At 67.7% G+C, this 21,478-nt stretch carries 19 protein-coding genes and 1 pseudogene; 13 read left to right on the top strand and 7 right to left on the bottom strand.

Annotation, left to right across the window (positions count from 1 at the left end; translation table 11 throughout):
• The first annotated feature begins 21 nt into the window (after window positions 1-21).
• Together AC1RJ9_RS15845 and AC1RJ9_RS15840 are read left to right on the top strand one after the other, a co-directional pair.
• Window positions 22-636 (top strand): glutathione S-transferase family protein, encoded by a 615-nt coding sequence (locus AC1RJ9_RS15845; protein WP_492837851.1) that lies wholly within the window; start codon window positions 22-24, stop codon window positions 634-636.
• Window positions 633-721 (top strand): annotated as a pseudogene (locus tag AC1RJ9_RS15840) (hypothetical protein); the annotation flags it as partial. The gene AC1RJ9_RS15845 and the pseudogene AC1RJ9_RS15840, both read left to right, overlap by 4 nt.
• A 9-nt stretch (window positions 722-730) precedes the next feature.
• Here the strand turns inward: AC1RJ9_RS15840 and AC1RJ9_RS15835 are convergent.
• From AC1RJ9_RS15835 to AC1RJ9_RS15825, 3 genes are all read right to left on the bottom strand, one after another.
• Window positions 731-1,615, bottom strand: a complete 885-nt coding sequence (locus tag AC1RJ9_RS15835; protein WP_492837849.1) for a hypothetical protein — start codon at window positions 1,613-1,615, stop codon at window positions 731-733.
• Entirely contained in the window at window positions 1,616-2,377 is a 762-nt protein-coding gene (locus AC1RJ9_RS15830) for a hypothetical protein (protein WP_492837847.1), read from the bottom strand. It abuts the gene before it with no gap.
• 68 nt (window positions 2,378-2,445) lie between these two features.
• Entirely contained in the window at window positions 2,446-3,384 is a 939-nt protein-coding gene (locus tag AC1RJ9_RS15825; protein ID WP_492837845.1) for a hypothetical protein, read from the bottom strand.
• A gap of 99 nt (window positions 3,385-3,483) precedes the next feature.
• Here AC1RJ9_RS15825 and trmFO point away from each other — a divergent pair, with 99 nt between their 5' ends.
• On the top strand, window positions 3,484-4,947 hold the full coding sequence (gene trmFO, locus AC1RJ9_RS15820) for a methylenetetrahydrofolate--tRNA-(uracil(54)-C(5))-methyltransferase (FADH(2)-oxidizing) TrmFO (RefSeq protein WP_492837844.1): 1,464 nt from the start codon (window positions 3,484-3,486) through the stop codon (window positions 4,945-4,947).
• On the opposite strand, the gene AC1RJ9_RS15815 is transcribed toward trmFO, so the two are convergent.
• Together AC1RJ9_RS15815 and AC1RJ9_RS15810 are read right to left on the bottom strand one after the other, a co-directional pair.
• Window positions 4,853-5,698: a DUF1365 domain-containing protein gene (locus tag AC1RJ9_RS15815; protein WP_492837843.1), complete on the bottom strand. Its 846-nt coding sequence runs from the start codon at window positions 5,696-5,698 to the stop codon at window positions 4,853-4,855. The two genes, trmFO and AC1RJ9_RS15815, sit on opposite strands and share 95 nt — an antisense overlap.
• The gene (locus tag AC1RJ9_RS15810; protein WP_492837842.1) at window positions 5,695-7,014 is read right to left on the bottom strand and encodes an NAD(P)/FAD-dependent oxidoreductase; all 1,320 of its coding nucleotides are present in this window, start codon (window positions 7,012-7,014) and stop codon (window positions 5,695-5,697) included. Before AC1RJ9_RS15810 ends, AC1RJ9_RS15815 begins: the two co-directional genes overlap by 4 nt.
• A gap of 123 nt (window positions 7,015-7,137) precedes the next feature.
• Here AC1RJ9_RS15810 and AC1RJ9_RS15805 point away from each other — a divergent pair, with 123 nt between their 5' ends.
• The 10 genes from AC1RJ9_RS15805 (at window position 7,138) to AC1RJ9_RS15760 (ending at window position 16,192) form a co-directional block, all read left to right on the top strand.
• Window positions 7,138-8,178 (top strand): SAM-dependent methyltransferase, encoded by a 1,041-nt coding sequence (locus AC1RJ9_RS15805; RefSeq protein WP_492837840.1) that lies wholly within the window; start codon window positions 7,138-7,140, stop codon window positions 8,176-8,178.
• Entirely contained in the window at window positions 8,175-8,579 is a 405-nt protein-coding gene (locus tag AC1RJ9_RS15800) for a DUF2177 family protein (RefSeq protein ID WP_492837838.1), read from the top strand. The genes AC1RJ9_RS15805 and AC1RJ9_RS15800 overlap by 4 nt, the downstream gene beginning before the upstream one ends.
• Window positions 8,580-8,644: 65 nt before the next feature.
• Window positions 8,645-9,211: a sigma-70 family RNA polymerase sigma factor gene (locus AC1RJ9_RS15795; RefSeq protein ID WP_492837836.1), complete on the top strand. Its 567-nt coding sequence runs from the start codon at window positions 8,645-8,647 to the stop codon at window positions 9,209-9,211.
• Window positions 9,208-9,942, top strand: a complete 735-nt coding sequence (locus AC1RJ9_RS15790) for an anti-sigma factor (RefSeq protein WP_492837834.1) — start codon at window positions 9,208-9,210, stop codon at window positions 9,940-9,942. The genes AC1RJ9_RS15795 and AC1RJ9_RS15790 overlap by 4 nt, the downstream gene beginning before the upstream one ends.
• A gap of 185 nt (window positions 9,943-10,127) precedes the next feature.
• Entirely contained in the window at window positions 10,128-11,399 is a 1,272-nt protein-coding gene (locus AC1RJ9_RS15785) for an allantoate amidohydrolase (protein ID WP_492837832.1), read from the top strand.
• Window positions 11,400-11,488: 89 nt separating this feature from the next.
• Window positions 11,489-12,712, top strand: coding sequence for a pyridoxal-phosphate-dependent aminotransferase family protein (locus tag AC1RJ9_RS15780; protein WP_492837831.1), 1,224 nt, complete (start codon window positions 11,489-11,491; stop codon window positions 12,710-12,712).
• Window positions 12,709-13,623: an allantoinase PuuE gene (puuE, locus tag AC1RJ9_RS15775; RefSeq protein WP_492837830.1), complete on the top strand. Its 915-nt coding sequence runs from the start codon at window positions 12,709-12,711 to the stop codon at window positions 13,621-13,623. The genes AC1RJ9_RS15780 and puuE overlap by 4 nt, the downstream gene beginning before the upstream one ends.
• A 181-nt stretch (window positions 13,624-13,804) precedes the next feature.
• Entirely contained in the window at window positions 13,805-14,329 is a 525-nt protein-coding gene (uraD, locus tag AC1RJ9_RS15770) for a 2-oxo-4-hydroxy-4-carboxy-5-ureidoimidazoline decarboxylase (protein ID WP_492837829.1), read from the top strand.
• Between the two features lies 1 nt (window position 14,330).
• Window positions 14,331-15,518 (top strand): urate hydroxylase PuuD, encoded by a 1,188-nt coding sequence (locus AC1RJ9_RS15765; RefSeq protein ID WP_492837828.1) that lies wholly within the window; start codon window positions 14,331-14,333, stop codon window positions 15,516-15,518.
• Entirely contained in the window at window positions 15,515-16,192 is a 678-nt protein-coding gene (locus AC1RJ9_RS15760; protein ID WP_492837827.1) for a TetR/AcrR family transcriptional regulator, read from the top strand. The genes AC1RJ9_RS15765 and AC1RJ9_RS15760 overlap by 4 nt, the downstream gene beginning before the upstream one ends.
• On the opposite strand, the gene AC1RJ9_RS15755 is transcribed toward AC1RJ9_RS15760, so the two are convergent.
• Together AC1RJ9_RS15755 and AC1RJ9_RS15750 are read right to left on the bottom strand one after the other, a co-directional pair.
• Window positions 16,189-16,905 (bottom strand): YceI family protein, encoded by a 717-nt coding sequence (locus tag AC1RJ9_RS15755; protein WP_492837826.1) that lies wholly within the window; start codon window positions 16,903-16,905, stop codon window positions 16,189-16,191. The two genes, AC1RJ9_RS15760 and AC1RJ9_RS15755, sit on opposite strands and share 4 nt — an antisense overlap.
• Window positions 16,906-17,022: 117 nt before the next feature.
• A complete protein-coding gene (locus AC1RJ9_RS15750; protein ID WP_492837825.1) occupies window positions 17,023-21,294 on the bottom strand; it encodes a calcium-binding protein in 4,272 nt (1,423 codons plus the stop codon).
• Window positions 21,295-21,478 lie beyond the last annotated feature (184 nt).

The following is a 21,478-nucleotide window of genomic DNA, read 5'->3' as shown; positions in this document are numbered from 1 at the left end:
TTTAAAATCAGGGAGGACACCATGAAGCTCTACGGCGAGGCCATGCCCGCGCCCAATCCGCGGCGCGTGCGGATTTTCCTGGCCGAGAAGGGCGTCGAGGTCCCGGAGATCCAGATCGGCCTGCGCCAGGGCGGCCACCGCAGCCCCGAGCATCTGGCGCGCAACAGCCTGGGCCAGGTGCCGGTGCTGGAGCTCGACGACGGAACGACGATCAGCGAGACCGTCGCCATCTGCCGCTATTTCGAGGTGCTGCACCCGAACCCGCCGCTGTTCGGCGTCTCGGCCCTTGAGCAGGCGACGGTCGAGATGTGGACGCGGCGGATCGAGTTCCGCCTCATGGTCCCCGTCGGCCTGTTCTGGCGCCACGCCCATCCGCTGACCGCGCGGCTGCTGAAGCAGAACGTCGAGTTCGGGGAGTCGAACCGCGAGGTCGTGGAAAAAGCCCAGCTGTGGCTGGACCGCGAGTTGGCCGACGGCCGCCCCTACCTGGCCGGCGACGCCTATACGATCGCCGATATCGCGGGACAGACGACGCTGGACTTCGCGGACTTCACGGGATTGCACACGCCGGCCGAGGCCAAGCACGTCCTGGCCTGGCGCGAGCGGATGGCGGCGAGGCCCAGCGCGGGCGCGTGATCCTCGTCCTTCGACAAGCTCAGGATGAGGACCATTGCCGAGGCCGAAGTAGAAACCTCATCCTGAGCCTGTCGAAGGACGAGGTTTCGATCCCTCAGCCGTGCAGGCCCGCGTCGATCTCGTCCTGGTTCAGCTGGGCGAAGGCGCGAGCCGGGGCGGCGACCAGGATCACGGTCTGCAGGGTCAGGAAGATCGGGGCCAGCAGCAGGTTGGCCAGCAGCATCAGGATCAGGCGCGGGTGGCTGGCCACCACGTCGCCCGCGCCAGCGTCGACGCCGCCGCCCAGCACGTTGCCGATGATCGACGACACCGTCGTCCCGATGATCGAGACCACGGCCGCCAGGACGATGGCCAGGACGTACATGCCCAGCAGGCGCAGGAACTGGCCGTGGGTCTGCACCCAGGCCTCGCGGATGTCGATGTGGTGATGCGAGAAGGCGTGCGGGCCCAGCAAGGACAGGCGAACGGCCACCCATAGCGACAGGCCGATCACCGCCAGGGCGCCCAGGGTCGCGAACCAGCCGGCCGCCGCGCCCGACAGCAGTGACGCGCCCAGCACCACTGCCCCGGACGGGATCACCGTCACCCCCAGAGCCGCGGCCCAGGTGATCAGCGACACGATCAGCAACTGCAGCTCTTCCTTGCCCAGGCGCAGATAGGCGAAGCGATCATTGTTGGGCTCCACCACCGAGCGGATGACCGCCGCCTGCAGCACCGAGGCCAGGAACAGGGCCACCGCGATCAGGATCACCATCACCCCGCCCAGGTGCGTGATCAGGTCGAGGATCTCGCGCGGGTCGGCCGAGCCGGCGCGCCCCGCCAGGGCCGCCCGACCTTCGTCGCCCAGCACGATCTTGGCGAACAGGCCCAGGATCGGCAGCATGACCAGCGAAAAGGTCGCCCAGGCCAGCACCGCCAGCGGCTTGCGCCGCATGGTCTGGAGGCCTTCGAGCGCGGCGTCGACGGGGCGGACGGACATCTAGGCTTCCTGCGTGACCGCGCTGACGCGGTAGAAATGGGCCAGCGAACCGGCCCAGGCCGGCATGGCGTAGAAATAGGAACTCGCCGCCAGGATCGCCGCGATGACCAGCCCCTGGCCAGGCGCGAGGGCCAGCAGCGCGCTAAGCACGAATAGCGGGGCGGCGATCGCCAGGCCGACGACGAACAGGGTCGGCACGCGGCCCTTGGTCAGCGGAAAGGCGCTCAGGACCCGCACGCCCGACTGCTCGACCGTGGCCGGGGCCGACAGCGACAGGCGAAGGCTCAGCCAGATCAGGATCGCCAGGCTGGCCAACGGGACCAGGCTGAGCACGAAGCCGGCCGGGCCGGCGCTGGCGAAGGCGCCCTTCCAGCCGTCGATCGTGCCGGGGTCGAAGTTCGGCGCGGCGGTGCGGGCCACGCCCAGGGCGACGCCGCCGACAATGACCATCAGGATCGCGCCGATCAGGCACAGCAGGGCCAGGACCATCAGTTGAGCGGCCAGCAGCCGCCACTCGTCGCGGCCCCACCGCAGACCCTTCAGACCCATCTCGCGACCGAACGCGCGTCGGAACAGCGCGCCCTGAGCGATGACGATGGGCAGCACGGCGCCGATGGTCTTCAAACCCGGTGGCAGGACATCGGCGGCGACGCTGACCACCGCCGCGACGGCCAGGGCCGCCCAGCAGTCGCGAACGGCGCTGACCACATCGGAAAGGCCCGCGCGCAAGGTCGCGCTGATCGTCGCCGATCCGTCCGTCATCCTTCCAAGTCCTCTTGCGCGCCGAGTCGCCGCGATCCGCGCAATCTATGGCCTCGCCGCGCTCGCCGCTACGGCTCGCGCGTCAACGCCCGGTGGATGACCGCCCAGGGCGCGAAGAACACCGCCTGGACCACCGCGCTGAACAGGGCGCCGAGCACGCCCAGTCCCGTAAGCCAGGGCCAGACGTCGCGCAGGATCTCCAGCGGCGGGCGGGCCATGAAGGTCTCGATCGCGCCCGATCCGTGCAGCGCCGTCAGCGAACCGCCGGCGGCGATCAGCAGGCCCACCATCACCGCGCCGACCAGGATCTCCAGTCCCAGCACGAAGATCACCAGCAGCAGGGCCACGCCCAGCAGCCGCCAGCCCTGGCCCTTGGTCAGGCTCCACGACTCGAACAGGCGGAACTGGTTGTCGACGAAGGTCATTGGCGCGGCCATCGACAGGCGCAGCGCCACCCACAGGATAAGACCTCCCGCCACGAAACAGCCGACAACGGCCGTCGCGATCGCCGCCATGTGGCCGCTCTCGCCGCCGCCGACCGCGACGATCGCCACGATCACCACCACGACCAGGACGATGACGAAGATGGCGATCATCGCCAGCACCTGCTCGACCAGCAGCAGCAGAGTCAGCCACAGCTCGCGTGAGCCGACCCGAAGATAGGCCCAGGCCGACTGCTCAGGCGTCAGCACCGCCCGGAACACCGCCGCGCAGAACACCGCCCTCACGAACGACGACCACAGCCAGTAGAGCAGGTTGAAGGCCGTCATGCCCGACTGGGCCTGGAGCATCCGCTGCATCATCTCGGGGCTGGGATCGCCGCCCCGCTGGGTCATGGCCAGTTGGAGGATCTGGGCGAAAGCCGGCCCCATCGCCAGGACGCACAGGACGGCCGGGACGATCAGCGCCGCCACGACGGCGATCGCCCATCCGACCACCGCCAGGGGCTTGCGACCGACCAAGCCAAAGCCGGCCGTCGCGGCCTCGCCCACGGAAAAGCTCGCCATGTTCCCACCCATGCTCGCCAGGCGCGAAGGGCCCCGCCCAGTCACGCGACACTAACAGCAGGTTTCGCCGAGCGACAGCCGGGGGTATAGGCCCGCCCCATGACCACGAATTCTACCCATAAGCCCGTCCACGTCGTCGGCGGCGGCCTCGCCGGCTCCGAAGCCGCCTGGCAGATCGCCCAGGGCGGCGTGCCCGTCGTCCTGCACGAGATGCGCAGGGACGAGGCGACCGGCGCGCCCTCAAGCAGCAAAGCGCTGGGGCAAGTAAAAAAGATTCGCACCGACGCCCACAATACCGACGGCCTGGCCGAGATGGTCTGCTCCAACTCGTTCCGCTCGGACGACTGGCAGTTCAACGCCGTGGGCCTGCTGCACGCCGAGATGCGCAAGCTGGACAGCCTGATCATGGCCTGCGCCGACCAGCACCAGGTGCCGGCCGGCGGCGCCCTGGCCGTCGACCGCGACGGCTTCTCGGGCGAAGTCACCCGCCGCCTGGAAGCCCATCCGCTGGTCACCATCGTCCGCGAGGAGATCGCCGGCCTGCCGCCGGAAGCGTGGGACAATGTCATCGTCGCCACCGGCCCGCTCACCTCGCCCGCCCTGGCCCAGGCGATCCTGGACGTGACCGGCGAAGGCCAGCTCAGCTTCTTCGACGCCATCGCGCCGATCATCCACTTCGACTCGATCGACATGGACAAGGCCTGGCGCCAGTCGCGCTACGACAAGGAAGGCCCCGGCGGCGACGCGGCCGCCTACATCAACTGCCCGATGAACAAAGAGCAGTACGAGGCCTTCATCGACGCCCTGCTGGCCGGTCCGAAGTCCGAGTTCAAGGAGTGGGAAAACGTCCCCTATTTCGACGGCTGCCTGCCGATCGAGGTGATGGCCGAGCGCGGCCGCGAGACCCTGCGCCATGGCCCGATGAAGCCGGTCGGCCTGACCAACCCGCGCGATCCCTTGGTCAAGGCCTACGCCATCGTCCAGCTGCGCCAGGACAACGCCCTGGGCACGTTGTGGAACATGGTCGGCTTCCAGACCAAACTGAAGCACGGCGTCCAGGCCGAGACCTTCCGGATGATCCCGGGCCTGGAGAACGCCCAGTTCGCCCGGCTGGGCGGCCTGCACCGCAACACCTTCATCAACTCGCCCAAGCTGCTGGACAGGTCGCTGCGCCTGAAGGTCCAGCCGCGCCTGCGCTTCGCCGGCCAGGTCACGGGTGTCGAGGGCTATGTCGAGAGCGCCGCCATGGGCTTGCTGACCGGTCGCTTCGCCGCCGCCGACCGCAAGGGCGCGCCGATCGACGCCCCGCCGCCGACGACGGCGCTGGGCGCTCTGGTCGAGCACATCACCGGCGGCCACCTGGAGGCCGGCAATGGCCCCGGCAGCTTCCAGCCGATGAACATCAACTACGGCCTGCTGCCGCCGCTGGAAGCGCCCAAGGTCGACGAGGACGGCAAGAAGATCCCGCTCAAGGAGCGTGGCCGGGCCAAGAAGCGGCTGATGAGCCTGCGTGCTCTGAAGGCTCTGGAGGCGTGGGCGGAAGCGGCGACGCCGGCCGCCTGAGGCCGCGCGTGGCGCGATCCTGCGGGAAGATCCTGAAGCCCTTCGCGACCAGCTTCAGCGCTTCCCAATGGATCGCCGCCAGGATGCCCGCGACCTGCCAGGGATGGCTAGCGAGCGCCTTCCAGATCGCGCCATCGGTCAGATCGCGCCGCTCACCCGAAAAAGTCGCGGCCAGCACCAGGCCCTCCGCGTCCAGCACGTCGACGCCGACATGGACGGTCTCGCCCGGCGGCGCGATCTCGAAGCCGTAGCGCAGGTCCATCGGCAGGAACGGTGAGACGTAGAACGCCTTGCGCGCGTCCTGCTCGATCCACCCGCCCACCGTCCGCCGGACCGGAAGCACGTAGTCGTGGCGCTGGCCGAAGGTGTTGCGAACGGCGTGGACCGTGGCGACCAGCTTGCCGTCGGCGTCGTGGCAGAAGAACACGCTCAGCGGGTTGAAGCCCTTGCCCAGGATGCGCGGCATGGCCAGTACGCTGATCCGCGCGCCCTCCGGCGCCAGGCTCAGCGCCGCCAGCTTGGCCAGCACGGTCTCCTTCAACGACGTCTCGGGCTCGTCGAGATGGTCGCGATCGTGGAAGCCGATCAGGTTCCAGCGCCCGCGCGAGAACCGCTTGAGCGACCGGTCCAGCGCGTCGATCTCGTCGAGATCCAGCAGCAGCATGAACACCCGATAGCGCAGCCGATGGCGCTTGGGTCGCATGCGCTCGTGGAGGACATGACCGCTGTAAAGCGCCGAGCGGAACGTCATGCGACCCGCGCCCGCTCGGCCTCGACCGCGGGAGACTTGAGGAAGATGCGCCCCGACGGATCCGGCGTCATCCACGGACGATGGACACCGCCCAGTTGCTCGGCGACGGCGAGGCCCGCCTGCAGGCCGTCCTCGTGGAAGCCCGAGCCGAAATAGGCGCCGCAGAACCACGTCCGGCAGCGGCCTTGCAGCGACCACAACCGTCGCTGGGCCAGCATGGCCGGACTGTCGAACAGCGGGTGCTCGTAGACCTGGTCGTGCAGCAGCTCGCCCGGCGTCTTGTCGGGGTTCAGCGACAGGAACACCGGCGCCTCGCCGATCGGCTGTAGGCGGTTCATCCAGTAGGTCACCCCACCGTCCTCGCCGCGCCGGCCGACATGGTTCCAGCTGGCCCAGGCCGCCCGCCGGCGCGGCATCTGGCCGACGTCGCGGTGCAGCACCGCCCGGTTGCGGCTATAGCGGAAGGCGCCCAGCAGCGCGCGCTCCTCCGCCGTCGGCGAGGCCAGCATGGCCAGCGCCTGGTCGGCGTGGGCGGCGATGACCACCTGGTCGTAGGTCCGCATCTGACCGGCCGCGTCCTCGATCGAGACCCCGTCCGGCTGACGATGGATCGCCTTCACGGGCCGGCTCGTAAGGATGTCGCCCGAGATCCCGGCGGCCAGCTTCTCCACATAGCGGGCGCTGCCGCCGGCCACGGTGCGCCAGATCGGCCGCTTGTCGACCGGCAGCATCAGCCCGTGATTGTCGAAGAACCGCAGCAGGGCGGCCGCCGGAAACTCGCGGATATCGCTCATCGAGGTCGACCAGATCGCCGCCGCCTGCGGCAGCAGGTGGTCTTCCTGGAACGCCCGCCCGAAACCCTGCTGGCGCAGATATTCGTCGAGCCGGCACAGACCGCCGCTCTCCAGATCCGGCGGGATGCGGCGGCCCTCGCGATAGAACCGCATGACGTCCAGCAGCATCTTGATGAAGCGCGGGTTCAGCGCGTTGCGCTTCTGGGCCAGGATGTTGGTGCTGGAATATTCCAGCGCTCCGTTGTCCAGAGACACGCCGAACGACATGTCGGTCGCCGCCGTCTCGACGCCCAGATGCTGGAACAGCGCCGTCAGGTTCGGATAGTTCGGCTCGTTGTAGACGATGAAGCCGGTGTCGATCGCCGTGCCGTCCACGCGCACCGTATGGGCGTGACCGCCGAGCCGGTCGTCGGCCTCGTACAACGTCACGTCATGGCCGCGCGACAGCAGCCAGGCGGCGGAAAGTCCCGAGATCCCGGCGCCGATCACGGCGACGGACAGACGAGGAACGACGGTGGCCAAAGCTATCTCCCAAGAGCGTCCGAGCGACACTTCGGGAGCAGCTACGGGTCGTCGAGATAAACGGACGCATCCTATCCGTGGTTCCGCGCGTAACTATACCCGGAACAGGGGAGAGGACGGCCCATGAGCTTGGTGAAGGCGGCGATCCGCGCGTTCGAGGATGCGCCGGCGCCCGACGTCTTGTCGCGCAGGGTGATCGACATGCTGGTCGGCGACGTGCGCCGCCGGCTCTCCTACGCCCCGGCCGACGCGACCGCCCTCTTCGCCCGCGACATGGACCGCCATCCGATCGCCACCCACACCGAAGACGCCAACGCCCAGCACTACGAACTGCCCGCCGCCTTCTTCGAGACCGTGCTGGGTCCGAACCTGAAATATTCCAGCGGCCTCTATCCGCCCGGCGCGACCAAGCTGGAGCATGCCGAGGCCGAGGCCCTGCGCGAGACCGCCGCCCATGCCAACCTGCGCGACGGCCAGGACGTGCTGGAGCTGGGCTGCGGCTGGGGTTCGCTGTCGTTGTGGATGGCCCAGCGCTTTCCGAACTCTCGGATCGTCAGCGTCTCCAACGCCGCCTCGCAGCGCGCCTTCATCGAGGGTCGCGCGGCCGAACGCGGCCTGAGCAACCTGACCGTCGTCACCGCGGACATGAACGACTTCAGCACGGACCGCCGCTTCGACCGCGTGGTCTCGGTCGAGATGTTCGAGCACATGTCCAACTGGCGCGCGCTGCTGGCGCGGGTCCGCGGTTGGCTGAAGCCGGACGGACTGCTGTTCCTGCACGTCTTCACCCACCGCGCGACGCCCTACCGGTTCGAGACAAACGATCCCGCCGACTGGATCGCCCAGTACTTCTTCGCCGGCGGCGTCATGCCCAGCCACGACCTGGCGCGGCAGTTCCCGGACCTGTTCACCGTCGAGGCCGACTGGCGCTGGAGCGGCGAGCACTACGCCCGCACCGCCCGCCAGTGGCTGGCCAACATGGACGCCAACCGCGCCAAGCTCGATCCGGTGCTGACCGAGGTCTACGGCAAGGACGCGGCCGTCTGGCGGCGGCGCTGGCGACTGTTCTTCCTGGCCACGGCCGGCCTCTTCGGCCATCGCGGCGGCGAGGAATGGGGCGTCAGCCACTATCGTATGCGTCCGGTTCTGGAGACCGCCCGATGATCCGCCTCGCCGCCGGCTACGCGACCACCGCCCTGACCATGCTGGTCCTGGACGGGGTCTGGCTGACCCTGGCCACGCCGCGCCTCTACAAGCCGCGTATCGGCGAGTTGCTGGCCGACAAGCCGTCGCTGCCGCCGGCCGTCGTCTTCTACTTTCTGTACGTCGCCGCCATCGTCGTGCTGGCCATCCAGCCGGCCTTGCGTGAGGGCGGGTGGCGACGCCTGCTGACCCATGCGGTCGTCTTCGGCCTCGTCGCCTACGCCACCTACGACCTCACCAACCAGGCGACGTTGAAGACCTGGTCGACCACGATCACGCTGGTCGACATGGCCTGGGGAACCCTGGTCACCACCGCCGCCGCCTCGACCGGATACGCCGTGATGCGCTGGATGGGGAAATAGTCACGTTGCCAGACCGAATTGACCGTGCGAGCGTCCCGGCCCTTGGGAGCTCGCGGGGACGCTTGATGGACGCCGACACCAGCCGCGCCTTGCTGTCGCGCGCCATCGCGCGCGTGGCCAACCGCGACTCAGACGCGCTGAAATACGTCTATCGTCACACATCCGCGAAACTGTTCGGCGTCTGCCTCCGTATCTTGAACGACCGCGAGGAGGCGGAAGACGTGCTTCAGGATGTGTACCTCACCGTCTGGAACAAGGCCGACAGGTTCGACGCCGAGAAGGCCAGCCCGATCACCTGGCTGGTCAGTCTGGCGCGCAACCGCTCGATCGACCGCCTGCGCGCCCGGGGCGCCAGGGGGGGAAGCGCCGTGACCGCCGGAGTCGAGGAGGCCGAGGCCCTGCCCGACGGCGCTCCCCTGGCCTCGACCCTGATCGAGGACGAGGACGACCGCCGCCGCCTCGAAGGCTGCCTGGATCAGTTGGACCCGAAACACGCCGGCGCGGTGCGCACCGCCTTCTTCGAGGGCGTCACCTACGAGGCCCTGGCCAACATGCTAAGCGTGCCTCTGGGTACGATGAAGAGCTGGATCCGGCGCAGCCTGATCAGCCTGCGCGCGTGCCTCGAAGCATGACCGACGCCCTGCCCCCCGAAGGTGAAGACCGCCCGCTGGCCGGCGAATACGCTCTGGGCGTCCTCGACGCCGATGAGCGCGCGGAAGCGCAACGCCGGATCGCCGCCGAACCGGCCTTCGCCCGCGCCGTCGAATGGTGGGAAGGTCGCCTGGCCCATCTGGCCGAACGCATCCCGCCGGTCGAGCCCCCGGCCTCCATCTGGCCGCGCATCGCCAATCTGATCGGCGCCGCGACGCGGAAACCCTCGGCCTGGAACAATGTCCGCCTGTGGCAAGGCGCTTCGGCTGGCGCCCTGGCGCTGGCGGCGGCCAGCATCGTCGCCCTCGTCGTGACCCCGCGTCCGGCCTCGCCGCCGGCCGTCGCCCCGGCCAAGCCGCCGCCGGCCGTCGCCGAGGTGGCGCTGATCGCCGATCCGGCCACCAAGCAGCCCGCCCTGGTCGCGACCCTCGATCACGCCGCCGGCAAGCTGATCCTGACGCCCGTCTCGATGAAGATGCCGGCCGGCCGCGAGGCCGAACTGTGGATCATCCCCGAGGGCCAGAAAGCCATCTCCCTGGGCATTGTTCCCAGCGACGCGCCCAAGGCCATCGCCCTGCCCGCCGGCCTGACCGGCGCGGGGACCTATACCGCCCTACTGGCCATCACCGACGAACCGCCCGGCGGCGCGCCCACCGGCGTCGCGACCGGGCAGGTGCGCGCGGCCGGCAAGTTCGTGGCCCAGACGGAATAGCCGCTCTCGCCGTCGCCAAGTAAGTCGTTTATGACTTAGCAACAGGCGCCGCCCCTCGATGGATGGCGCGTGTCGAGGCGCCCGCGCGTGATGAGCACGCGGCGACGGTTGCGGAACGGGGCTTCGCGGGTCTCTCCTGCTATCGCTGGGGCCTCGACGGCGAGTAGAGCGGGGTCGAATCGGGAGTGGCGGAAGCGTTCGACATCGGGGCCAGAGCCAAGGCGCGTTGCGACCTGCTGGGCCTCGCGCCCTACAGCGAGGTCGAGGGGCAGCTGACGCGACGGTTCCTGACTCCGGCGCATGAGGCCGCTCTGACCGCCGTGAGCGGCTGGATGCTGGAAGCCGGCACGAGCGTACGCCGCGACGCCGCCGCCAATCTGATCGGCCGCTACGAGGGCGAGTTCCCTGACGCGAAGGCCCTGATCATCGGGTCGCACATCGACAGCGTCCGCAATGGCGGGCGCTATGACGGGCCGCTGGGGATCATGCTTGGGATCGATGTGGTCGAGGCCTTGAACCGCGCCGGCCGCCGCCTGCCGTTCGCGATCGAGGTCGTGGCGTTCGGCGACGAGGAAGGCTCGCGCTTCCCGGCCTCGATGAGCTGCAGCCGGGCGATCGCCGGGACGCTGGACGCCTCGGCGCTGGAGATGAAGGACGCCGAGGGCGTGTCGGTCGCGGAGGCGTTGAAGGCGTTCGGCGGCGATCCGGACGCTATCGCGAGCGCGGCGCGCAAGCCCGAGCAGGTGCTGGCCTTCCTCGAAGCGCACATTGAACAGGGTCCGGTGCTGGAGGTCGAGGGCCTGGCCCTGGGCGTCGTCACCGCCATCGCCGCCCAGAAGCGGCTGATGGTCCGCATCGAGGGGACTGCCGGCCACGCCGGCACCACGCCGATGAACCTGCGCAAGGACCCTGGTCCGGCCGCCGCCGAGGCGATCCTGGCCCTGGAGCGGATCTGCCGCGCGGGGACCGATGGCCTAGTCGGCACGGTCGGCCGCATGACCGCCCTGCCCGGCGCCTTCAACGTCATTCCCGGCGCGATCGAGTTCTCGATGGACATCCGCGCCGAGACCTCGGCGACGCGCGACGAGGCGGTGATCACCATCGGCGCCGAGATCCACGCCATCGCCGCCAAGCGCGGCCTGTCGGCGACCGTCACCCTGATGCAGGCCCTGGCCGAGAGCCCCTGCGCCCCATCGCTGATGGGCCTGCTGGATGGAGCGCTGGCTGACCTTTCCTTGCCCGTGCGTCGCCTGCCGTCGGGCGCGGGTCACGACGCCATGGTGATGGCCGACCTGTGTCCGGTCGCCATGCTGTTCATCCGCTGCGAGGGCGGGATCAGCCACAACCCGGCCGAAGCCGTCACCGAGGCCGACTGCGCCCTGGCGGCCCAAGCCATGCTCGGGTTTGTCGAGAAGCTGGCGGCGCGTAATCCTCGCCCTTCGACAGGCTCAGGGTGAGGACTACGAATGATCCGCCGCGACGACCCAACAGTAACCCTCATCCTGAGCCTGTCGAAGGACGAGGGTGGCCCAAGAACAAAGACACGATGACCGACACATTCCGCGAGCTCGACCACCCCGCCCGCCTGCTGATGGGGCCCGGCCCGATCAACGTGCATCCGCGCGTGCTGCGGGCCATGTCGGTGCAACTGCTGGGCCAGTTCGACCCCGAGTTCACCGGCTATATGAACGAGGTCATGGCGCTGTATCGCGGCGTCTTCCAGACCACGAACCGATGGACCTTCCTGATCGACGGCACCTCGCGCGCCGGCATCGAGGCGGCCCTGGTCTCGACGCTTTCGCCGGGCGACGACGTCGTGGTGGTCAACGCCGGACGTTTCGGCCTGCTGCTGGCCGAGATCGCCGAGCGTTGCGACGCCAAGGTCACCTTCGTCGAAGGCGAATGGGGTACGATCGTGGACCCGCAGGCGGTCGAGGACGCCGTGGCCCGCGTCAAACCGCGCCTGGTCGCCTGCGTCCATGGCGACACCTCGACCACCATCGCCCAGCCGATCGAGGCCATCGGCGAGATCTGCCGCCGCCACGACGCCCTGCTCTATGTCGACGCGACCGCGACGCTGGCCGGCATGAACGTCCCGGTCGACGCCTGGCAGGCCGACATTGTCACCGCCGGTTTGCAAAAGTGCCTGGGGGGGCCCTCGGGCTCGGCCCCGATCACCATCAGCGACCGCGCCGCAGAGCACATCGCCAGTCGCAAACATGTCGAGCGCGGCATCGCCACGGCGGGCGCCGCCTCGGGCCAGGGTCGCCGGATCGCCTCCAACTACTTCGACCTGGCGATGATCATGGACTACTGGTCCGACAAGCGCCTGAACCACCACACCGAGGCGGCCAACATGCTGTTCGCCTCGCGGGAATGCGCGCGGATCGTGCTGGAGGAAGGCCTCGACGCGCGCTTCGCCCGCCACAAGCAGGCCGGCGCGGCCATGGTCGCGGGCATCGAGGCGCTGGGCCTTGAGGTCTATGGCGACCAGGCTCACAAGATGACCAACGTCACCGGCGTGATCGCGCCCAGCGGCGTCGACTACGACCGGGTGAAGACCCGCATGCGCACCGAGTTCGAGATCGAGATCGGCGCGGCCTTCGGACCTCTGGCCGGCCAGATCTGGCGGATCGGGACCATGGGCGTGAACGCGCGGAAACACGCGGTGCTGCAGACGCTGGCGGCGTTCGAGGCCGTGCTGCGCTGGGAGGGCTTCAGCGCCCCGGCCGGCGCGGGCGTCGACGCGGCGGCGAAGGTCTTCGCATGAGCTATCCGAGAGACCTGATCGGGTACGGCGAACACCCACCCCAGGCTAATTGGCCGAACGGCGCCCGCGTGGCCGTGCAGTTCGTGCTGAACTACGAGGAAGGCGCCGAGCGCTCCATCCTGCACGGCGATCCGGTCAGCGAGTTCTTCCTGTCGGAAATGGTCGGCGCCCAGCCCATCGAAGGCATGCGCAACATGTCGATGGAGAGCCTCTACGAATACGGCTCGCGCGCCGGCTTCTGGCGCATCCGGCGACTGTTCGAGGAGCACCAACTGCCCCTGACGGTGTTCGGCGTCGCCCAGGCCATGGAGCGCCACCCAGACGCCGTCGAGGCGATGATGAAGTCCGGCTGGGAGATCGCCAGCCACGGCTATCGCTGGATCGACTACCAGCACTTCACGCCCGAGCAGGAGCTGGAGCACATTCATCGCGCCATCGAGATCCAGACGCGACTGACCGGCGAGCGGCCGCTGGGCTGGTACCAGGGGCGCACCAGCCCCAACACCGCCCGTCTGGTCGCGCAGGAAGGCGGCTTCGTCTACGACGCCGACAGCTATGCCGACGATCTTCCGTACTGGGACGACCAGCACGGCCGCGCCCAGTTGATCGTGCCCTACACGCTGGAAGCCAACGACATGCGCTTCACCGCGGCCCAGGGCTTCAACACCGGCGAACAGTTCTTCACCTATCTGCGCGACGCCTTCGACGCGCTCTATCTGGAAGGCGAGACCGCGCCCAAGATGATGAGCGTCGGCCTGCACTGCCGCGTGGTCGGCAAGCCTGGCCGCATCGGCGCCCTGCGGCGCTTCCTGGAACACATCACTCGGCACGACCGCGTCTGGGTGGCCAGGCGCATCGACATCGCCCGCCACTGGATCGCGACCCACCCCTACGCGGGAGAAACGGCATGAGCGTGCTTTCAGAGCCCTTCCCCCTTGATGGGGGAAGGGTTGGGATGGGGGTGATCACGGCGTCAGCCCGCGCTCTGACCACCGCCCCTTTCGCGCCTCTCGCGCCCGCTCCGAAAAGCCCTGCACTCACCCCCATCCCCGCCCCTTCCCCCATCGAGGGGGAAGGGAGAGGAGCCTTACAATGAGCGGCGCACCGCCCCTGACCCTGGCTCGGCTGAACAGCATGAACCAGACCGGCTTCACCACCGCCCTGGGCTTCGCCTTCGAGCTGTCACCCTGGGTCGTCGAACGCGCCTTCAATGAGCGGCCGTTCGCCAGCGTCGAGGCCCTGCACGGCGCGATGATGGCCGTGCTGGACGCCGCGACCACCGCCGACAAGCTCGCGCTGATCCGCGCCCACCCCGAACTGGCCGGCAAGGCCGCGATCGCCAAGTCGCTGACCGCCGAGAGCAACGCCGAACAGGCCAGCGCGGGCCTCGACAGGCTGACGCCGGACGAGTTCGCGCGTTTCCATGACCTGAACACCGCCTACGGCGAGCGCTTCGGCTTCCCGTTCATCATCGCGGTGCGGCTGAACGACAAGAGCTCGATCCTGGCCGCCATGCAGGCGCGCCTCGCCAACGACGAGGCCGAGGAGATCGCCGAGGCGATTCTGCAGATCGGCCTGATCTCCAAACTCCGGCTGCTCGACGCGGTGGCGCAATAGGATGGACTACGACCTTCCCGGCTGGCTGAACCTCTCGCTGCGCTGGCTGCACGTGATCGCCGGCGTCGCCTGGATCGGGGCCTCGTTCTATTTCGTCTGGCTGGACAACAATCTGCGCGCGCCCGTCCCTGAGAAAGACGGCGTGAAGGGCGAGCTGTGGGCCGTGCACGGCGGCGGCTTCTATCATTCGCAGAAGTACATGGTGGCCCCGGCGCACATGCCCGACCACCTGCACTGGTTCAAATGGGAAGCCTACACCACCTGGCTGTCGGGCTTCGCCCTGCTGATCGTGCTCTACTACTGGCAGGCGCCGGTCTATCTGATCGACACCGCCAAGCACGCGTTCAGCCAGCCGGCGGCGATCGGCGCGGGCCTGGCCTTCATCTTCGGCGGGCTGGCGGTCTACGAGGCCCTGTGTCGCTCGCCGCTGGGCCAGCGCGGCCTGTGGTTCGGCATCGTGTGGTTCGGCGCGCTGACGGCGGCGGCCTATGCCCTGTCCAAGCTGTTCAGCGACCGCGGCGCCTTCATCCACGTGGGCGCGATCATTGGCACGGCCATGGTCGCCAACGTCTTCCTGGTGATCATCCCCAACCAGCGCAGGATCGTCGCCGACATGCTGGCCGGTCGGCCGGTCGACCCGCGCCTGGGCGCGATGGGCAAGCAGCGGTCGGTGCACAACACCTACATGACCCTGCCGGTCATCTTCATCATGATCAGCAACCACTATCCGATGGTCACCGGCCATCCGCTGAGCTGGTTGCTGCTGGCCATGATCAGCGCCGGCGGGATCTCGATCCGGCAGTTCTTCCTGCTCAAGCACCACGGCAAGATCCGCCATGATTTCCTGTTCTACGGCGCGATGCTGATCTTCGCCGCCACGGTCGTCGCCAGCATGAAGCCCAAGGACAAGGTCGAGATCTCAACCCCGGTCCCGTTCTCAACCGCCCAGGCCATCATCCAGAAGCACTGCGTCATGTGCCACGGCGCCACGCCGACGCACCCGGGCTTTTCCGCCCCGCCCTTGGGCGCGACCTTCGACACGCCTGAGCATATCCGGACCTACGCCCCGAAAATCCGCGAGCGCGCCGTGCTCTCGACCAGCATGCCCCTTGGCAACGAGACAAGCATGACTGTAGAGGAGCGCGCCCAGCTGGGCGCCTGGATCCATCAAGGAGCCAAGATCCCGTGACCGACGCCGTCCTGGACGCGACCACCAAGACCGAGACCGAGAACACCCCGCGCAAGCGCAACGCCGAGCGCACGCGCAAGGCGATCCTCGCCGCGGCCTTGAAGGAATTCGCCCAGGCGGGCTTCGCCGGCGCGCGCATCGAGCGGATCGTCAAGGCCGCCAAGTGCAACATCCGGATGCTGTACCACTACTTCGGGGACAAGAAGGGCCTGTACATGGCCGTCCTAGAGAGCGCCTACATGGACCTGCGCACTCGCGAGGCCGAGCTGAAGATCGACTTCGACAAGCCGCTCGACGGCTTCCTTGAGCTGCAGCGCTTCACCTTCGACTATTTCGAGAAGAACCCCCGCTTCGAGGGCCTGCTGCGCAACGAGAACCTGCAGCACGGCAAGTTCGCCGCCCAGTCGCGCGTGGTCACCGAGACCGCCTTCCCGCTGCGCCGCACGATCGAGAAGCTGATCGAGAGCGGCCAGCGCCAGGGGATCTTTGGTCCAAACCTCGACCCGGTGCAGATCTACGTGACCATCGCGGCCATGAGCCGCTTCCACCTGGCCAACGGCTATTCGCTGTCGGCGACGCTGGACACCGACATGAGCGCTCCCGAGTGGCGCAAAGCGCGGCTGGACCACGCCCTGGCGCTGCTCGAAGGCTATCTGACGCGCGGCGCGCGCTAAGGTTTTGGCGCGGCGGCGGTCGGAGCCGTCGCCAGCGGCGGACCGCTGAACTCGGCCTCGATCGCCACCTGGACCTCGTCGCTGACGCCCATGGTCGTGCCCGGCGCCGGGACGCCGTAGGCGATGCCGAAGTCCGAGCGCTTGAACGCGCCCTTGGCCGAGAAGCCGATACGGGCGTGCGGATCCATCGGATGGCCCGGATAACCGCCATTATAGGTCACATCCAGCACGACCGGCTTGGTGACGCCGTGCAGGGTCAGGTCGCCGGTGACCTTGCCGGTGTCGGGACCGGTGGTCTCGACCTTGGTCGACTTGAAGGTGATGGCCGGATAGGTCGCCGCGTTCAGCCACTGCGGCCCGGTCAGCTCGGCCAGGAATCCCTCCGGCGGGACCGGCAGGGTCAGCGACATCGGATTGATCGTCGCCTCCAGCGTGCTGGCCGCGGCGTTGTTCTGGTCGAAATGCAGCTTGGCGTCGAAGTCGGCGAACGCGGCCGTGTAGTTCGAGAAGCCCAGGTGGCTGACGCTGAACACCAACGTCGCGTGATGCTTGTCCAGCGTGTAGTCGCCGGCCGGGATATCAGCCTTCGGCGGCTTCAGCGCGGCGGCCGGCGGCGCGGCGACGACGGGCGCGTCGGCCTTCTTGTCGGCGGCGGGCTGGGGCGAACAGGCGGCCACCGCGAGCAGCGCGACCACGGGCAGGATCGATCTCATACGCTTCCCTCCAAGGGCCCGATCTTCACGCCGGGCGTCCAGCCGGAGCAACAGGCCCCTACGCCGACGCAACGTCAACGTAGGGGACCCGACAGAGGTTGCGGGAGGTCGGGCGCCTTAGGCGGCCATGAACATGTCGGCCGTCACGAGCGATGAGGAGACGTTCTTAAGGAGGACGACTTGGTCGAACCCTGCGACGCCGTCGGTATTGGCGACGATATAGGTGTCCGCGCCAGCGCCAACGACCAGGTATTTTTGGCTATAGATGCCGTTCAGGGCTCCGTTGTTGTAAGCCTCGATCGTCAGCTGGGAGGAAGTACTCATCGTGCCGTCCGGGTTCATGAACGCGTTGAAGTGCAGGACGTCGTTTCCCGTCACTACCGTCGGTGCATTGCTAAAAGCCAGTTTGTCACCTGAGCCGAAGTCCGTGATCGTGTCGAAATTCTGAAGCGTCGGATTGAATAGGCCTTCGCCGGCCAGGAACTTGAACACGTCCGTGCCCGGACCGCCGGCCATGACATCGTTGCCCTTGCCGCCCGTGATGATGTCGTTCCCGCCATAGGCGTAGATCAGGTCGTCCTGCGCGCTGCCCGTCAGGATGTTGGCGCTGTCGTCGCCTCTTATGGGGACTGTCGCGGCGGGGCTAAAGGTCTTCTCATCGATCTTGTCGAGCGTGGTGTTCGCCAACCGAACCGTGTTCTCGATAGTTCCCGACAAGCCGTTCGGCTTGTAGAACACATAGACGTCGTTTCCGACCTGGTAGGCTAGGTAAGCTGGGTTCCCGGCTCCAATGGACTGCGCGGCGTCGGACACGGCCTCTTGCCAAATGCTTGCCGTCCCCTTGCGCAGCTCGAAGCCTCCGCCAAGCGACGTGAACGACAGCTTGTCGCCGACCTCCCAGTCCATGATCACGTCGATGCCGGTATTGTTGGAAGTCGTCAGGGTCGTATCGCCCACCTCGAAGACGAAGGTATCGGCGCCCGCGCCCCCGAACAGGACGTCTGCCCCTTGACCGCCCTTGATGGTGTCATTGCCGCTGTAGCCATAGATCTTATCGTTCAGCGCCCCGCCCACCAGGATGTTGGCGCTGTCGTCGCCGACCGGCACGAAGTTGTCGGCGCTGATCTTGTCCAGCGTGGTGTTGGCCAGCTTGACGACGTTCTCGACCGCGCCGTTCTGCGCGCCGCTGGCGGCGGCGAACACGTAGACGTCGGGGCCGACCTGCATGGCTAGGTACGACAGGTGCTGTGAGCCCATGATCTGCGGCGCGGTGGTCGCGGCCGCGAGCCAGCTGCTCGAGGTCTGCTCGGCGTAGTGGATGAACTCGCTGTGCGGACCGAACGACAGCCTGTCAGTGGCCTCCCAGTCGGTGATCACGTCGACGCCGGAATCGCCGTTGGGCGACCAAGTGGTGTCACCCTTGGCGAAGACGAAGGTGTCCGCGCCGCCGCCGCCGGTCAGCTTGTCGGCGCCTTTGCCGCCGATCAGGGTGTCATCGCCGCCGCCGCCCCTGATCGTGTCGTCGCCGCCGAACCCACGCAAATAGTCCACGTTGTTGAAGCCTTCGATCAGGTCGGCCCCCTCCGTGCCGCCCGCCGGCTTCAGCAGGCTCATGTTCAGCGAGACGACCTTGTTGGCGTCGAGGATTAGCATGCGCTGGCCGTCGTCGCTCAGCGAAACCCGGTCGCCATAGATGGCTCCGGCATTGAAGACGTAGTCCTGATAAACGATGTCCGCACCGATCTCGTAGACCTCGTTCAACGACCAGGTCGCGGTCGAGTAGTCGAGGATGCGGTCCTCGACGGCGTCGACGACATACAGGTGCTTGCCGTCGGCGCTGAAGGTCATCCCATGCACGTAGGAGACGTTCTGGTCGAACTGGGACAGGTCGACCTTGTAGTCCAGCGCGCCGTCGTAGATGTAGATGACGTTCGGATAGGATAGCTGGGCGATCATCGAGCCGTCGCCCGACATCGCGATGATGCCGAAGTTGCTCGTCGAAACGCCATCCTGGACGCCGCCGTGATTGTGCGACGCCGTCTCGCCCTTGCCCACCTCGATCGTATAGAGGGGCCCATAGGGGTACATGATCGGCGCCATCAGGACCTTTTTCTGGTCGTCGGTCGACAGCAGCGTCCCAGCGCCCCCGTAGCGGTTCGCGTCGCCTTGCGTGAACTGGCCCGTCGCCAGATCCAGCGTCGTGAGCGGCGCGACGCCGCCCACATAGACGTCCTGGGTGAGGATGATCTTGCCGTCGCTCATGAACGCCGCATCGACGAAGCCGTGGTCGGCCGTGATCGTCGAATAATCCTTCACCGTCCCCGTCTGCAGGTCCAGCACGTGGACGACCGCCATCTTCATCGGCGCGCCGCCCGGCGACGAGCGATCCTGGAGCTTGGCTTCGGTCACCACGAGATAGCGGCCATCCCCGGATAGGGACATGCCGCCCAGGTCCGTACCGACCTTGATGCTGGCCAGACGGTCGCCCGTGACGGTGTCGATGCCGGCCACATTGCCGTCGATCGTCGCGACATAGGCTTTGCGGCCGTCGGCCGACAGAATGGCGTCCTTGAAGCCTTCGGTCGAGGTCAGCAGCACCTTCGGCGACAGCAACTCATCCACCGTCACCGTCGTGGTCGACGGCGAAAGCGCCACCGTCTTGTCGCTGAACTGCAGCTTCTCGATGTTCAGCAGGGTGTCCGTGCCTTCCAGGCCCTTCACCGTCCAAGTTCCGTTGGCGTTCAGGGCCCAAGTGTAGTTCGAGGAGCTCGCCCAGTAGACCGCCGTGTCGGCACCCGCGCCACCATCCAGGATGTCGTCGCCCGAATTGCCTTCGAGCGTGTTGTCCTTGGCGTCGCCGATCAGGATGTCGGCCCGGAGCGAACCCCTGAGGCCTTCGAAGTTGCTCAGGGTGTCAACGCCCGCGCCGCCGGTGTTCTGCGGGCCGGTCTTGGACAGGTCCACCCGGACGGCCTGGTCGCCCTCATAGGACGCGATGTCGAAGCCCGCGCCGCCGTCGAGGACGTCGTTGCCCTGGCCGCCGATGATCACGTTGGCGCCCGCGTCGCCGGTGATCCGATCGTTGCCGTAGCTGCCCATGACGTTTTCGATGTTCGAGACGATCATGTGGACGCCCGGCGAGATCACTTGGTCACCGGCGTTCGCCAGATTCAGGGTGATGTCGGCGGCCGTCGAGAAGATCAGATCATCTACGCCCGAGCCGCCATCGACGGTGGTCGCGTCGCCTTCGCTGCCCGGACCCGCCCAGACGATGATCTGATCGTTGCCCGCGCCGCCCAGCAGCATGTCGCCGGGCTTGTAGAAGCTGCCGCGCAGGACGTCGTTGCCATCGCCGCCGTCCAGGGTGTCGTGGCCGCCGATGCCGAAGATGACGTCGTCGCCGGCGTCGCCGAACAGGTAGTTCTCGGCGTCGTTGCCAACGATGGCGTCGCTATAGGCCGAGCCCATCGCCGCCTCGACCGAGCGGATCGCGTCGAAGCCGTCCGGGATCGGGATCTGCGGCGCCGGACCGCCCGACAGGTTGATCGTCACCCCCTTGTCGCTGAACGCATAGTCGACCGTGTCGAAGCCCTCGCCGCCATCGATCAGGTTGACGCCGTTGCCGCCCGACAGGTGGTCGTCGCCCGCCCCGCCGTACAGTCTGTCGTTGCCGTCGCTGCCCCAGAGGTAGTTGTCCTTGGCGTCGCCGGTCAGGACGTCGTCGAACTTCGAACCGTAGAGCAGTTCAATGCCGGTCAGGGTGTCCTTGCCGGCGCCAACCGTGTCCTGGGCGCCGGTCTTGGTCAGGTCGACCGTCACGCCGGCCGTGGCGTTTTCGTACGAGGACCAGTCGTCGCCCGCGCCGCCCTTGATGATGTCGTCGCCCGCGCCGCCGACGATGTAGTCGTCGCCGTCGCCGCCATCCAGGACGTCCGCGCCAGCGTCGCCCCACAGGGTGTCATTGCCCTTGCCGCCGCTGATCGTGTCATTGCCGGCGGCGCCGACCATCATGTTGTCCTTGGCGTCGCCGGTCAGGGTGTCGTTGAAGGCCGAGCCGTAGACGTTCTCGATGCCGGTCAGCTTGTCGGTCCCGGAGCCGCCGGTGTTCTGCGCGCCGGCGAGGTTCAGGTCGATCTTCACGCCGGCCGTGGCGTCCTCGTAGGCCGCCCAGTCATTGCCCGCGCCGCCGTCGATGGTGTCGGCGCCCGCGCCGCCCAGGATATAGTCGTCGCCGTCGCCGCCTTGCAGGATGTCGGCGCCGTCGTTGCCGGCCAGGACGTCGTTGCCCGCGCCACCCTTCAGGGTGTCATTGCCGCCGAACCCGTAGATGACATCGTCACCCGCGCCGCCGTTCAGAACGTCCGCGCCTTCCGTGCCCCGAAAATCCATCGCCTCAACCCCTCGCAACAAGCTGCAACCTCAGCGTGACCTAGCGAGTGCAAGACGTGGGCCGGAGCGCTTTCAGCGTTCGCGGGAATATTAAGGATAAATCCTGTGCCGAAACGGGGCGCGCGTGTCGTTCTGGAACAACCAACCCTTTACGGGATTGGGATTTGCGTCGATCGCATGAAGC

The sequence above is a fragment of the Caulobacter sp. GW822-FHT07D08 genome, assembly GCF_058798735.1.
The sequence above is the reverse complement of the archived record's forward strand: the minus strand, read 5'-3'. Positions and strand labels throughout refer to the sequence as shown.